The sequence below is a fragment of the Delftia sp. PX-1 genome (genome assembly GCF_055797465.1).
The window spans coordinates 3524059-3538325 of record NZ_CP184763.1 but is presented as its reverse complement, the minus strand read 5'-3'; the positions used below and the strand labels follow the sequence as shown (position 1 = coordinate 3538325).

The 14267-nt window shown below is 62.0% G+C and carries 14 protein-coding genes and 1 tRNA gene; 7 read left to right on the top strand and 8 right to left on the bottom strand.

All coding sequences use genetic code 11. From position 1 onward, the window contains the following. Positions 1 to 28 precede the first annotated feature (28 nt). Positions 29 to 1849: a methyl-accepting chemotaxis protein gene (locus ACN20X_RS16315; protein WP_473209616.1), complete on the bottom strand. Its 1821-nt coding sequence runs from the start codon at positions 1847 to 1849 to the stop codon at positions 29 to 31. A gap of 798 nt (positions 1850 to 2647) precedes the next feature. Here ACN20X_RS16315 and ACN20X_RS16310 point away from each other — a divergent pair. Next, positions 2648 to 2941 carry an H-NS histone family protein gene (locus tag ACN20X_RS16310; protein ID WP_016446839.1) on the top strand — a complete coding sequence of 98 codons (294 nt, stop codon included), beginning with the start codon at positions 2648 to 2650 and terminating at the stop codon, positions 2939 to 2941. 468 nt (positions 2942 to 3409) lie between these two features. On the opposite strand, the gene ACN20X_RS16305 is transcribed toward ACN20X_RS16310, so the two are convergent. Then, positions 3410 to 4972, bottom strand: a complete 1563-nt coding sequence (locus ACN20X_RS16305) for a methyl-accepting chemotaxis protein (protein ID WP_016446838.1) — start codon at positions 4970 to 4972, stop codon at positions 3410 to 3412. Between the two features lie 352 nt (positions 4973 to 5324). On the opposite strand from ACN20X_RS16305, the gene ACN20X_RS16300 reads away from it, so the two are divergent. Further along, on the top strand, positions 5325 to 6500 hold the full coding sequence (locus tag ACN20X_RS16300) for a GGDEF domain-containing protein (RefSeq protein ID WP_223275125.1): 1176 nt from the start codon (positions 5325 to 5327) through the stop codon (positions 6498 to 6500). A 112-nt stretch (positions 6501 to 6612) separates the two neighbouring features. Here ACN20X_RS16300 and ACN20X_RS16295 read toward each other — a convergent pair whose 3' ends face one another. Further along, positions 6613 to 6792: a CsbD family protein gene (locus ACN20X_RS16295; RefSeq protein WP_016446836.1), complete on the bottom strand. Its 180-nt coding sequence runs from the start codon at positions 6790 to 6792 to the stop codon at positions 6613 to 6615. Between the two features lie 132 nt (positions 6793 to 6924). After that, positions 6925 to 7290 (bottom strand): Arc family DNA-binding protein, encoded by a 366-nt coding sequence (locus tag ACN20X_RS16290; RefSeq protein ID WP_016446835.1) that lies wholly within the window; start codon positions 7288 to 7290, stop codon positions 6925 to 6927. A 165-nt stretch (positions 7291 to 7455) separates the two neighbouring features. Between ACN20X_RS16290 and ACN20X_RS16285 the strand changes: the two genes are divergently transcribed. Continuing rightward, positions 7456 to 7848, top strand: coding sequence for a hypothetical protein (locus ACN20X_RS16285; RefSeq protein WP_473209615.1), 393 nt, complete (start codon positions 7456 to 7458; stop codon positions 7846 to 7848). 24 nt (positions 7849 to 7872) lie between these two features. Here the strand turns inward: ACN20X_RS16285 and ACN20X_RS16280 are convergent, their stop codons facing one another. Both ACN20X_RS16280 and ACN20X_RS16275 read right to left on the bottom strand, forming a co-directional pair. Beyond that, positions 7873 to 9174: a UDP-N-acetylglucosamine 1-carboxyvinyltransferase gene (locus ACN20X_RS16280; protein WP_252651753.1), complete on the bottom strand. Its 1302-nt coding sequence runs from the start codon at positions 9172 to 9174 to the stop codon at positions 7873 to 7875. Between the two features lie 137 nt (positions 9175 to 9311). Next, positions 9312 to 9791 carry a GNAT family N-acetyltransferase gene (locus ACN20X_RS16275; RefSeq protein ID WP_473209614.1) on the bottom strand — a complete coding sequence of 160 codons (480 nt, stop codon included), beginning with the start codon at positions 9789 to 9791 and terminating at the stop codon, positions 9312 to 9314. Positions 9792 to 10057: 266 nt separating this feature from the next. On the opposite strand from ACN20X_RS16275, the gene ACN20X_RS16270 reads away from it, so the two are divergent. The 4 genes from ACN20X_RS16270 (at position 10058) to ACN20X_RS16255 (ending at position 12615) form a co-directional block, all read left to right on the top strand. Further along, entirely contained in the window at positions 10058 to 10243 is a 186-nt protein-coding gene (locus tag ACN20X_RS16270; RefSeq protein ID WP_016446831.1) for a hypothetical protein, read from the top strand. A gap of 296 nt (positions 10244 to 10539) precedes the next feature. Continuing rightward, positions 10540 to 11613: a linear amide C-N hydrolase gene (locus tag ACN20X_RS16265; protein ID WP_473209613.1), complete on the top strand. Its 1074-nt coding sequence runs from the start codon at positions 10540 to 10542 to the stop codon at positions 11611 to 11613. A 263-nt stretch (positions 11614 to 11876) separates the two neighbouring features. Continuing rightward, positions 11877 to 12296, top strand: a complete 420-nt coding sequence (locus ACN20X_RS16260; protein ID WP_473209612.1) for a hypothetical protein — start codon at positions 11877 to 11879, stop codon at positions 12294 to 12296. A 121-nt stretch (positions 12297 to 12417) separates the two neighbouring features. After that, positions 12418 to 12615 carry a site-specific integrase gene (locus ACN20X_RS16255; protein ID WP_016454860.1) on the top strand — a complete coding sequence of 66 codons (198 nt, stop codon included), beginning with the start codon at positions 12418 to 12420 and terminating at the stop codon, positions 12613 to 12615. Between the two features lie 115 nt (positions 12616 to 12730). Here ACN20X_RS16255 and ACN20X_RS16250 read toward each other — a convergent pair. Next, positions 12731 to 12810, bottom strand: a tRNA-Lys gene (locus ACN20X_RS16250). Between the two features lie 518 nt (positions 12811 to 13328). Beyond that, a complete protein-coding gene (locus ACN20X_RS16245; protein WP_473209611.1) occupies positions 13329 to 14264 on the bottom strand; it encodes a BclA C-terminal domain-containing protein in 936 nt (311 codons plus the stop codon). Positions 14265 to 14267: the final 3 nt, after the last annotated feature.

The following is a 14267-nucleotide window of genomic DNA, read 5'->3' as shown; positions in this document are numbered from 1 at the left end:
AGGCGCCGCCTCGGCGTTTTGCCCGCGCTCAGCGCAGGCGGCGGGCGCCGTTTCCTTCGTCGAGCTTGAAGCCCGCCACGGCCTGGGCCAGCTGCACGGCCTGTTGCTGCAGCGATTGCGCAGCCGCCGTGACCTCTTCCACCAGGGCGGCGTTCTGCTGCGTGACCTGGTCCATCTGTCCAATGGCGCTACCCACCTCGGCAATGCCACGGCTTTGCTCCTGGCTGGCATTGCTGATCTCGGCCACCAGCGTACTGAGCTTGCGCACGCCGTCCACGGCCTGGTCGATGGTGGTGCCCGCATTGCGCACCAGCCGGCTGCCCGTGTCGATCTGGCCCACGGAATCGTCGATCAGCGCCTTGATCTCCCGCGCCGCCGTGGCGCTGCGCTGGGCCAGCGTGCGCACCTCGCTGGCGACCACCGCAAAGCCACGGCCCTGCTCGCCGGCACGGGCCGCTTCGACGGCAGCATTGAGCGCGAGGATGTTGGTCTGGAAGGCGATGGAGTCGATCACGCCGATGATGCTTTCGATCCTGCGTGCCGACGCCTCGATGCCACCCATGGTCTGCACCACCTGGCCCACGGCCTCACCGCCCTGCGTGGCGATCTGCGAGGCGCTGGTGGCCAGCTCGCTGGCCTGGCGGGCATTGGCCGCGTTTTGCTGCACGGTTGCCGTGATCTGCTCCATGGCGGCTGCCGTCTGCTCCAGCGAGCTGGCCTGCTGCTCGGTGCGTGACGACAGGTCCTGGTTGCCGCCCGCGATCTCGGCCGACGCCATACGCACCGATTCCGACGATTCGCGAATGCGCAGCAGCACCGTGGCGATCTTGTCCACGAACTGATTGAAGGACTGGCCGATCTGCGCCAGTTCGTCCCGGCCTGCCGCCGTGAGGCGGCGGGTCAGATCGCCCTCGCCGGAAGCAATGTCCTGCAAGGCATCGCGCGCCACGGCCAGGCGCATGAGCATCCGGCGCAGCACCACGGTCAACAGCACGGCCGTACCCAGCACGGAAAGCGCGGTGATGAAGGCGGCCACCTGCAGCAGCGCGCTTACGGAATGCGTGGCCTGTGCGCGGTCGATCACCACGGCCAGCGTCCAGGGCGTGCCCTCCACCTTGGCGGCATAGACCATCTGCGGCTCTCCATCGAGCACCAGGTCGGCACGTCCGCCCTGCTCGGCCAGGCGCTTGATCAGGGCCGCATCGAGCTCCGGTGCAATCGCCGAAGCGGGCTTGAGCGCCAGCTCGGGCCTGGCGTAGGCCAGCAGACGGCCTTCGCCGTCCATCAGAAAGGCGAAGCTCTTTTCCTGGGGGCGTATGGCCGCCACTTTCCTGGACATGGCCGCCAGCCGCACATCGGTGCCGACGACGGCCGTGATCGCGCCCGAGGCCCCGACCGGATCGACAAAGCTGATCGTCAGCTCGCCCGTGCTGGCATCCACGTAGGCCGGCGTGACGCCCGGACGGCCTTCCCGCACGGCCTGCTTGAACCAGTCGCGCTGGGTGCCGTCGTAGTTCTCCGGCATGGGATGGGTGAACACGGCACGCTTGTCCGCATGCACGAAGTAGGCGTCATCGAAGCCGCCGGCCTGCTGGCCTGCCAGCAGGAAAGGAATCGGGTCCGGCTGTTGCACCGCCGTTTTCAGCGAGCCGGTGATGCGCTGCTTGTCCTGGACCCAGTCGGTCAATGCGGCTGCATGGGCCTGCGTGAGCTGGCCGATGTTTTCGTCGATGCCGGACAGCGTGCTGCCGCGCGCCGTCCAGAAGGTGGCCATGGACAGCGCGAACAGCGCGGCCACTGTGATTGCCACGCAGATGAGGATCAGGCGGGCACGAAGTGTTTGAAACATGATGCGTAGTAAAGGCAAAAACGAGGGCTGTGGATGCCCACCGAGCCTATCCGAGACACACCGGCCGCCAGAGCTCAAAGAGTGCGTACTTGCCCTTGCAATTGCACGCTTCCTGGCTGCAGGTGATCCGCTGCACCACCCCTTCGAGCAAGCAGCGCTTTGCTTGCAACGCCACCGGGGTCTGAGTCGTCAGGTTTTTGCAAGTTATCGTCACATCCTGGACGGATGCATGCTATAGTGTCAATTTGTAACACAGACATTTCCCGCCCTGCAGGCGGGATCTTTTTGTCGCAAACGCCAGTGCCTTGCACCAGGGTCCTGCCGTTTGCGCCGCGCACCCTGTGTTTTTCCCTCCCTCATATTTTTGGGGTGCACCATGCGGCCTTTTCTTACCCTTCCTGGACTGCCATGGATCCATGAAGGCCCCTGACCAGGATCGGCAGGGAGCAGGATACAAAATGTTTCATCTTGATGCAAAGATGCCGATAAGCAGGCAGACCTGTCATTCAAGGGGAGAGAAACATGAAGCGATGCATCATCAAAGTGGCCGGCGCCTGCTACACGGCCCTGTTTCCCAGCACCTGCGCAGCGGTGGCAGATGCGATGACCCGGTTTCCATACGCCACAAAAATCAGCGTCAGACTCGCCTAGACTCAGGCAACATGGGAACCTGTTCTCAAACAGGCTCTCTGACAATACGCCTGTCGTCATCCGGGTGTTGCGCGGCAGTGTAGGCTCACTTTGCCAAAAGCTCTCCCGGATTCCTTTATATTGGCAGATCAACATTCATTGATATACATGACCACAGACTACAAGACACTGCTGCAGCAGAAAGCCCAGCTCGAAGCCCAGATCGCCGAAGTGCTCAAGACCGAAAAGTCCGGAGCCATTGCCCAGGTGCGCACCATCATCGACCAATACGGATTGACCGAGGCCGATGTCTTTCCCTCGTCCAAAGCCAAGACTGGCGCTGGTTTCCGCGTGGTCGGCGTTCCCAAGTACCGCGATCCCGCCACCGGTGCGACCTGGACCGGCCGCGGCAAGCAGCCCCGCTGGATTGAAGGCAAGGACCGCACTCCCTTCGCCATATGAGATGCGGCCTGCCACGCCTTCCGGCAGCCACGAAGCTGCGACAGAGCCCGCCAAGTGCGGGCTTTTTGTTGCCAGAAGCAAGGGGTTAACCCTATTGCCCAGAAGTTACAAATTCTTCAATGTAGTGCTGATGTGTGAGCCGAGAGGTGCCTGCATGTTTCGGTACCCAAGCAATCACAACAAGGGAAACAGCAGGTATCGCACAGGGAACTGTCCTACACCTGCACTCTCCAAAATCATGATGCCCACTTCAGTGCAGCACCCGCAAGCCATGGGCATCCCGTCACGCAACGGCAAGGCCTCAACGGCCACTGGAGCAATCCGCCACCACCACGAACCATTTTCCAGCCGAGCCAGGGAGACTATCTCCTCCCTCCCCTCTCACTGACTTACCCTGGCAGGCCCGCAAGGGCCACGGCTTTTCTCTGCAACAGGACCGCCCCCGGCGGTCCTTTTTTTCTGCACGCGCTATCGCAGGGCTGGCACAGCGTTGCCAACCTTGAATACGGCCACCATACCCGACAGGCGCTGCGCCTGGTCGCTCAGTGCGGCCGCTGCCGCTGCGGACTCCTCCACCAGGGCAGCGTTTTGCTGCGTCATCTGGTCCAGATGGCTGACGGCCTGGTTGACCTGGCCAATACCGTCGCGCTGCTCGGTGGAAGACGCCGTGATCTCGCCAATCATGTCCGAGACCTTGCGCACGCTGCCCACGATGTCATCCATCACCTGGCCGGCCTGGGCGACCTGGGCAGAGCCTTCCTGCGCGGCATCGACCGAGGTGCTGATCAGCCCCTTGATCTCCTTGGCGGCCTCTGCGCTGCGATGGGCCAGGGCCCGCACTTCGCCAGCCACGACAGCGAAGCCACGGCCCTGCTCACCCGCGCGGGCCGCTTCCACGGCGGCATTGAGCGCGAGGATGTTGGTCTGGAAAGCAATGGAGTCGATCACGCCGATGATGTCGGAGATGCGGCGTGCGCTGTCGCTGATGCGGTCCATGCTGGCCACCACATGGCCCACCACGGCGCCCCCGCGCTCGGCCGCCTGGGCGGCGCTGCCGGCCAGGTGATTGGCCTGGCGCGCGGTGTCGGCGGCCTGGCCCACGGTCGCGGTCAGTTGCTCCATGCTGGCGGCCGTTTCCTCCAGGTTCGACGCCGTCTGCTCGGTGCGCGAAGACAGGTTGTGATTCCCGGCGGCAATCTCGGTGGATGCAGTGGAGATCGAGTGCACGCTGTCACGCACCTCCGTCACCAAGCCACGCAGCCGTGCCGCCATGCCCGAGACCGAGCGCAGCAGATGACCGAATTCGTCCTTGCGGCTGTCCTCGGCCGACACGGTAAGGTCGCCCTGCGCAATGGCATCGGTCAGTTGCACGGCTCGCTCCAGCGGACGCGTGATGGCACGCGTCAGCACGAAGGCCAGCGCCAGTCCGGCCAGGAGCACCACGCCCTGGACAATCCAGGCCAGCACACTTGCCTGTTGGCGCGCGGCCTGGGCCTGCTCCATGGCCGCATCGCGCTGGCTGCGCTGCAGCTGCACAAAGACTTCCAGCGAGTCCACATAGCGGCCGATGGCACCCAGGTACTGTTGCTGGACGAACTCGCGGAACGCCGCGGCATCGCCCGTCAACTTGATCTCGCGGGCCCGCTTGTTCAGCGCCAGCACCTCGGCACGGATGCTGGCGATGCGCTCCAGCGCAGCCTTGTCGGCCTCGCTGGCACCCTTGACGATCTCGGCCTGCAGCTTGGTGATCAGGCCAGAGCCCTCCTTGACCCGGCCGTCGAGCAGGCGCGTCAATTCCTCATCGGTGGAGGCATTGCTGGCCAGCACCCGCTCGCCCGTGGTTTCCGTTGCGCCCTTCCATTGTATGGCCAGACCGATGCGGTTCTCATATTCGGACAGCGTCTGCATGCCCTGGTCCATGGCGCGGGCCGCCGCAAACTGTGCCCACAGCGATACCGCAAGCATCATCGCCAACAAGCCGCCCAGCGTGCCCCAAAGCTTGGCGGACACGCTCCATTGATCAAATTTCATTCGTAGAACTCTCGTCGGAAAAACTGAACAGAGGAAAGGTGAAACAACAGGCCACGCGCACTAGCGCCGGCCGTCTTCCGGTGAAAAGCCCCGCCATATCGACATGGCCCATCAATCCGGAAAAGATGACTTGCTTTTTCGTCAGAAATACCGGGAACTTGAGGCTGCGCGCGGGCAGACCCGATATCACCCGCTGTGCACAACGCGGAACAGTGCATATGCAGTGGCAAGCGCCGGTGACATCGGATGCAAAATGCAATGACGCTTGCGGCTGCCGCGCCATTGAATGCCTGGGCTTGGAAGCTGCCAGCCGCCGTCTTTCGCACCTGCAAGTGCATAACACGCTGTGGATGTGTCACTCGATACCGATCGCCTCTATGTACTGATTGCGCCGCTGAGCATTTTGCTGCTCAGTTGCACGCTGGCCGTGTGCTGGCTGGTGCAGCGTCGCCAGCGCTATCTGCTGTGGATTGCCGGCGGCTATGCCCTGGTTTCCCTGGCGCTTGCATGGCAGAGCATTGCCCCCCGCGAACAACTCCACCATTGGGCCGTGTACACAGGCGCCATGTACCTGTTTGGCACCTGGTGCTTTGCGCGCTGCATGGCGGGGCGTTACGGGGTCTCGGCCCATCCCGTGCTGGGTTTGCTCATAGGTGCGGTGGTTCTGGCCGCGCTGTACTACTACAGCCGGATCCAGGTCGATCTGTGGGTACGCGTGCATTGGCTCAACACAGGCCTGGGCCTGCTGCAGTTGCTGCCGGCGCCCGCCATGCTGCGGCGCCGGCCACCGCAGGATTGGCTGGAGAGAATGCTCTACTGGTCCTACGTGGTGTTTGCCGGCTACACCGCCGCCCGGCCGCTGCTGGTGCTGGCCCTGGGCAGCACCGACCTCAATGAGATTGCTCGCTCCACCTACTGGCTGGTGACTCTGGTCAGCACGCTGTCGTTTGCTCTGCTGTTCACCCTGATGCTGCTGGCCTGCACGGTGCGCGATGTCTTCACCGCGCTGCGCCAGGAGCGCAACCACGACTCGCTGACCAACCTGCTCAACCGTCGCGCCTTCCAGGAGGCCGCCGAGCTGCGCCTGGCCGATTCGCACATGGCGCCGGTTTCCGTGCTGATCGGCGACATAGACCACTTCAAGCGCATCAACGACAGCTGGGGCCATGACTGTGGCGACCGCGTTCTGCAGGCCGTGGCCAGGACCTTGCAGCAGCATGTGCGCAGCGACGATCTGGTCTCACGCTTTGGCGGCGAGGAATTCGTGCTGCTGCTGATGCGCACCACGCCCGAGGAGGCCGAGCGCGTGGCCGAGCGCATACGCGCTCAGCTCAGCGCGGACGGCTATGTGCTGGCAGCCGGCCAGCGGATCACCATCAGCTTCGGCATCGCCCCCGTGGCCGCCAACACCGCCCTGACCGATGCGCTGACGCGCGCCGACGCCCTGCTCTACTCCGCCAAGCAGGCAGGCCGTGACCGTGTGCACGTGGCCGCGGACCCCGGCAGCAAGCTGCCCCAGATCGCCTGATAAAGGAAGCAAGGAACGCCTTGCTCGGGCTTGCGCCCGTCAAAACTCGCTGAAAAGAAAAGCCCGCCAGGGAGTGGCGGGCTTGTTCGTCCATCAAGGCAGCGTGGGCGCCTTACTTTTTCGCATCCTTCAGGGCTTCCTTCACATCGCCCAGCTTTTTCTGAGCCGTGCCTTCGACCTGCTTGGCAATGCCCTTGGCCTGCTGTTCGGGGCTGTCGATCAACTCGCCAGCCTTTTGCTGCACCTTGCCTGCGGCATCCTTGAGCGTGCCCTTGATCTGATCCGTGTTCATAGCTGCGTCCTTTGCTGCAAGAGCTTCTAAAAAAGGGATGGATCCTTGCAGACCCGACGCAACGATAAGCGCGCCCCGCAAGGACAAGCGCCAGCGCTCGGCAACGATGAGCGTGGTCTCAGGCCTACAGCCTCATCTCTTCCCCGGAGCGCGGCCTGCCGCCATGCCTGTTTCGGAGCGCAGGCGTTTCAGTGCCTCGTCCACCACCGCTTCCTTGTGCGCCTCGAACAGGCCTGCCGCAGCGTCCTTGTGCTCTTGCAGCAACTGGCACAGGCGCGAAATTTCCTCTCTCAATCCCGCCGCACCCTGCTCGACACCGGCCTGGTCGGCATCGCCGGCTTCGTCCAATTCGAAGCTGCGCCGTATGCGCGCAACGATTTCTGCATTCATGGAACGGTGGCCGGCCTTTGCCGCTTCCGAGATGCGATCACGCATGCCATCCGGAAAACGGACGATGAAGCGCTCCTGGGTTTCGCTGGGAAAGGGTTTGCGTTGCATTGCGCGATGGTACCTGCCGGATGCAAATTCAGATTCATGCCTAGTTGACATGATTCCAAGTTGGCATAAAACTCGAAACGACCCGCCCGGGGGCTGTGCAAGCCCACATCCACGCCCTCGAACCACCAGCCCTGAATCCAGGACACATTGCGCAAGGACAGAACCATGCCGGACACAGACATGCCAGCCTCCGTGCATCCTGCGCAGGCCGTCGCCAGCCCGCACGACCCGGAGACCCTGGCAACAGACGCGCTATGCCACATCAGCGCAGCGCTGAGCGTGCTGGAAATGCATGTGGAAAGATCCAGCCGCGCCATGGTGATCGGTGTCCGCGACCTGCTGCGCGGCTATCACCTCAAGGCGGACCGCGCCGCTGCCGAGCAGCCGGTGGAGGCCCTGGCCAGCAGCGTGCTGCCACAAATGTCCGCCGACCTTCAGGGCCTGCTGGAAATCATTGACCGCGTGAACGACGACGAGACGGACGACCCCATCCTCTATGCCGTGAGCTACCTGCTCAGGGCGGCCAAGAGATTCTCGGATGCGGCGGCGCAGGCCTAGCAGCCTGCGCATCGCCGCTTTCCATCACTCCTCGTTGGTCCACTCCACCCGAGCGCCCAGACTGCGCAGGTTCTCCACGAAGTGCGGATGCGCCCGGCGGATCGGCGTGGCGTTGCGGATCTCCGAGCGGCCCTCGATGCTGCTGGCAACCATGAACAGCGCAATCGCCACGCGGATGATGTAGGGGCTCTCCACCACGGCCGGCGTCAGCGGATTGCCGCCGAAGGTGACCACACGATGCGGGTCCGAAGAAAACACATGGGCGCCGAACTTGGACAGCTCTCCCGTCCAGCCCAGCGCGCCATCGTAGATCTTGTTCCAGAACAGCGCATTGCCCTGCGCATGCACGCCCAGCGCAATGAAGATGGGCAGCAGATCCACCGGAAAGTACGGCCACGGCGCAGCCTCGACCTTGGTGAGCACATTGCTGGTGAACGGCGTCTGCACCTTCAGCGGCCCCGAGCGCAGCGCGCGTGACCAGCCGTTCTTGTGCTCCACCTGCACGCCAAACTTGGCGAAGGTGCGGTCGATCAGCGGAAAGTTGTCCGGCGTGCTGTTGCGCACCTCCACATCGCCGCCCGTGATCGCGCCCAGCGCGAGAAAGGTGGTGATCTCGTGGAAGTCTTCCTCGAAGCTGAACTCGCCGCCGCTCAGCGGCGCGCCGCCACGCACCGTCAGCCGCGAGGTGCCGATGCCGTCGATGTCGGCGCCCATCATCACCATGAAGCGGCAGAACTCCTGCACATGCGGCTCGCAGGCCGCATTGGTCAGCATGGACTCGCCCTGCGCGGCCACGGCGCACAGCACGAAATTCTCTGTCGCCGTGACGGAGGCGTAGTCCAGCCAGTGGCGCACGGCCTTGAGCGGCTGTGCGCTGTGGATCAGCAGCGAGCCGCTGGCGCGCTCCACCTCACCTCCGAAGGAGCGGAAGATGTCCACGTGCGGATCGATCTCGCGCACGCCCAGCGTGCAGCCCTTGACGTTGTCCTCCAGCCGCGCTACGCCAAAGCGCGCCAGCAGCGGCGGCACCAGCATGATGGAAGAGCGCATCTCCTCCGGCAGGCGATGCGACGATGCATCAAAGCGCGTATCGCGATGATGCAACTGCAGCGTGCGTGTGGTTTCGTCCAGCTGCACCTCGCTGCCCAGCGTGCGGAAGATGTCCAGGATCTTGCGCACATCGGTGATGTCCGGCACGCCATGCAGCCGCAGCGGCTGATCGGTCAATAGCGTGGCGCACAGGATCGGCAACACGGCATTCTTGTTGGCGGAAGGAACGACGCGGCCGCGCAAGGGCGTGCCGCCGTGGACGATGAGATTGGACATGGGGGTGCAGCGCAAGCAGCGAAAGGACAACGCGTGATTCTAGGGTTGCCAAGCCCCCCCGGCGGACCTGCATCGGCTGCGCGCACCCGCTGTTTCAACAGGTTTCTTCTCTGGATCGCCAACCCGACAACAAAGCGTCAGGCTCTGCCCTGGAGTTCGTGTCCGTAGACGATGAAGCCACGATGCTCGGCCACCTGGTCATACAGCGCACGGCCCGCTTCGTTGGAAGACTGCGTCTGCCAGTAGACACGGCGCGCTCCCGCCAGGGATGCCTGCTCGTAGACCGCGCGGATGAGCGACTTGCCTATGCCCTGCTTGCGCCGGCGTGCATCGGCAAACAGATCCTGCAAATAGCACACGGGCTCCAGCCGCGTGGTGCTGCGGTGGAACAGGTAGTGCGCCAGGCCCACCAGCTCACCCTCGCGCTCTGCCACCAGCGCAAACACCGGCTCCAGCGGATTGAGAAAGCGCTCCCAGGTCGCCTGCGTGATGTCATCGGGCAGCGCCGTCTCGCCAGCGCGCCCGTAAAAGGCGTTGTAGCCCTGCCAAAGAGGAAGCCATTGCTGATGGTCCGCCTGTGCAACGGGCCGGATCTGAAGCGTGGGAACGGAGGACATGGAACTCCTGGCAAATGAGATGGGGATCCCGAATTCTAGGGACTGCCAGCCGCCGCAAAGCGGTTGCAGACGCGCTGCTCACACCTGTGAAGACCTGCGGACAGGCCGCACAGCACGTGCGCAAAACACATACGCAGCGTACAGACCCGGCCTACATGCGGCCACAAACTTGACCCGCACGGAAACGCCGCGAAACCAATTGAAATAGATCCCGTCAGAGGCCGCGCTCCCCAAAGGCTTCCGAAATCACATGACGGAGATACAAGATGCATCGAGTCGTTCCCACAGAAAGCTTCAACCCGGACCCGGATGCCCGCTACCACCGCAGCCTGCTGGAAGCCTTTCCCGTGCGCGGCGGCCAGCAGCTGTTGCTGCTGCGCATGGAGCCACGGCCTCTGCTGCAACGCCTTTCAATGCTCGGGCTGCGCATTCTGAACCGCATCCGCAATTGAACTGGCAAGAACCACCAAACACTCCCGAGAGCTGCACGATGCGCCACCTCTTCCTCGTATTCCTGTGGTCTGCAATCTGCGCCATCTCCTTTGCGGTGGCGATGCTGGCCAGCCCCATGTTCAGCCACGCCATCTGACAGCGGTGCCCTCTGCACCCGCATGCGCGCAGGCCCATGCGCGGCATCTCCAATGACCGCCAGTTTGCCGGCCCGCCTTTTCACAAGGCGGCCATTTCTGACCTGGGTACGAATGACGCACTACACTGCGCCAGTCCAAATGCCTGCAAAGGAGTTGCCATGAAGAAACGCAGACTGCAGATTCACCCCGTAGTGGGCGCATTGCTGATGGGAATTGCCGGCCTTACGGCCCTGCCCAGCACCTGGGCCTGCACCCGCCTTGTCTTTCTTGGTGCGAATGGCCAGGTCGTCACCGCGCGCTCCATGGATTGGAAAAGCGACATCGTCAGCAATCTCTGGGTGCTCCCGCGTGGAATGGAGCGCTCAGGCAAGGCAGGCCCCAACTCGTTGCGCTGGACGTCCAAATACGGAAGCGTCATCACCTCGGGCTATGACGTCTCCACCACCGATGGAGTCAATGAAGCCGGCCTCAACGCCAACCTGCTCTGGCTGGTGGAGTCCCAATACCAGGCCTTCGGTGCGGGCAGCAAGCCTGGCCTGACCATTGCAGCCTGGGCGCAATACGTGCTGGACAACTTCGCCACCGTCCAGGAAGCCGTTGCGGCGCTGGAGAAAGAACCTTTCACCATCGTCTCCGACAACGTTCCCGGAGAGAACCGGCTGACGACGCTGCATCTCTCGATGTCCGACGCCAGCGGCGACAGCGCCATCGTCGAGTACATCAATGGCCGGCAGGTGATACATCACGGCCGGCAATACCAGGTCATGACCAATTCACCGACGTTTGATCAGCAGTTGGCTCTCAACACCTATTGGCAGCAAGTGGGCGGCACCACCATGCTGCCCGGCACCAATCGCGCCGCCGATCGATTTGCCCGCGCATCCTTCTACGTTAACGCCATCCCCAAAAGTCAGGACCCCAACAAGGCGCTGGCCAGCGTCTTCAGCGTGATCCGCAACGCCTCGGTGCCCTACGGCCTGAATACGCCGGAGGAGCCCAATATCTCGTCAACCCGCTGGAGAACCGTTTTCGACCACCAGCGCAAGCTCTACTTCTTCGAATCAGCGTTGACGCCAAATACCTTCTGGATAGACCTCAAGGCACTCGACTTCAGCCAGAAAACCGGCAAGGTTCTCAAGCTGGATCTGGGCCCAGACCAGAACCACACCTTCTCGGGCGATGCCACGCGGCAGTTTCAGGAATCATTACCGTTTCAATTTCTAGGCATCTAGGGAAGAGGAAAAATGCGACCAGAAACACCAAATCAACAACGGCCGCTGGCGGCCCCCAACTTTGCACGGTGCCTGCAGGCATCACAACCATGACCGTTACCGTCATCGGCGGGGGCGGCGCGACGGGAGGGCCCGTCAGGGCAGGCCTCGGCACTGATCGGAGTTCTTCCTGCAAACCACGCCCGTCGGGTGCGCCCAAGCGGAAAATCATCTGGTAGCCTGCATGCAAGCGAGGCGATCAGTGCCTCTTAGAAAGGATCAGCATGCTTTCCAGAATTTGCGCAGCTGCATTTTTCGCTGCCATCACGCTTGTACAAATGCCGGCGATCGCCCAGGCGGACGTTCCGTCCATTGCGGTGACCTTCAAGAAAGGCACGTCGGGCGCGACTGTCCAAGGCAAGCTCCAAGGCAACAAGGAGCAGGCGCACGACTACATAGTGCGTGCGGTTGCCGGGCAGAAGATGACCGTGCACATGGAGACGAAATCCACCTCCACCTACTTCAACGTGCTGCCGCCCGGCAGCGAGGAAGCGCTGTACCGGGGCGAGGTGGCAGACGGCCCCACATGGACCGGTGCATTGCCCGCCAGCGGTGACTACCGTGTGCGTGTCTTCCTCAACCGCGCAGCCGCCCGCCAGGGCAAGTCATCGGCGTACGCGCTCAAGATTTCCGTAGTGGATTGACGTAGCGCGGCGTCAAGACGATCCACAACCTGCTCGTCCCGCAGACACGCGCAACACATGCTCGGCTTGTTTGAATCCTGCTCGGCCAGCTCAACGAAGCCGGCAGCCCCTGACCAAGAACATGCTCCGCGACCGCTTCGACGCCGCTCGGGATGCCGCCGGCATTCCCAAGGCGCAGTTCCAGCCTCGGGGCCTGCGCGCCACGGCCGCCAACACGTTGGATGACGACGGCGGGATACGGCTGGAGCACACGACGGAGCGCATGACCGCCCAGTACATCCGCCACAAGGTGGGCAAGAAGGTGAAGCCCGTTCGGTGAATTGCGGAACACGCCCAGAGTTGCGGAACGCGGCCTGGAAATTTCGGCCCCATCTTGCTACTTCTTCGATAGCGAAGAAAAAAGGCCTCGTATTGCTACGAGGCCTTGTGTTCTTTGGTGGGTCCTGCGAGATTCGAACTCGCGACCAACGGATTAAAAGTCCGATCCGCCGAAATAGGAATAATAGAAAAGCCCTTTTTTATCAACAACTTGCAGCGATGGCCACGCTTCTGGTTTTTTCAAAGTTATGCCTTTTTCACACTATTTCAGCCTACTTTGGGCAGGTTTTGGTCATAGCAAAGAGCTGTATGGCTAGTCAGCTGTTTGCTCTGGGCTCGGCCAGTAATCCCGCCGTTGCCTCGTAGCAACGATGTGTGGAGGCTTCCAGCTCCGCGCTGATCAGCCTAAGCACCTTCCGTGCTGTAAGGAGCATCGTGGGCCTATGAAGGTGGCTACATCTTTCCTACGTCTTCCCCTCCGCAGGACAACATCCCAGCCTTCGGATCAACTTACACAACACCCTTCCAAAGGGTTAATCATGTGTAGGCCCGAACCCCAGCCACATCGACTTCACCCCTCCATCTTCCCTCAGACACACGCAGACCATTTGAAGACCTCGAGACTCTCCTTTATCAAAAATACGATTCTTTAGGCTACAGTCACGTAACAAAAAAAGCGAGCCTGACGCTCGCTTTTATGATAATTTAAATATACTAATCGCTTAACTTTTCCACGATTAGAGCAGCGCCGCTACCTGACTGCAAAGTCACCGCCCCAAGCATTCCAAAGAATTGAACATTCAGTATATCGCCGGCACTCAAAGTGATAATTGATTCACCATCGAATCTTGAGACGCTGGTCGCTGTATTCTCTGTAAGCGCATCAACTGTTGCACCATTCAACAGAACCCTTGCCGAAACAAGCATATTGTTAGTAATTTTAATAGAATATTTAACTCTATACCTGCCGCTCGAAGCAACCGTAAATATCGTATTTGAACCATTGGCCACAAAACCAGAAAGATTCTGCGAGTTAGGTAATGGAATATCGGTCCCACCGAGAACCACAGCTATTACAGAACCGCTAGTGTTGTGAGCAGCCATTGAGGTGGCAGTAGTTCCTCCAGCCCCTGCTGGTCCGGTGGGGCCCGTTGGGCCAGGCAAGCCAATATCACCCTGCGCCCCCGTGGGACCTTGAAGGCCCGTGGCACCAATGGGGCCTTGAGCGCCTGTCTGGCCCGCTGGACCTTGAAGGCCAATCGGACCTGTGGGTCCCGCCGGGCCTGCCTGGCCAGTGGCGCCAGTCGCGCCTGCCGGTCCTGTGGCCCCGGTCGCTCCGGTGGCTCCTGTCGGGCCCGGGTTCCCCACAATCGCGCCTGCCGCGCACTTACCCAGTCGTCCCGACGCGTCGTCATAGCAGGCCACGCTGCCAGCCTCCGTTGTATTGGACAGGTTGGGCAGATATACATCGCCTGTTTCCATCACCCGGAGCCGCTCTGCATTGCCTGCATTGTTCTTGATGACGAATCCACCATTGGCCGGTGGTGTGATGGTGATGTCGGCACCGCCAGGAGCCGCCATTGCAGCGCCGCTCAAGGCGATGGCCGCGGCGAAAGAGACAGAGCGCAGCGTGAATTTCATGTTTTTCATGGT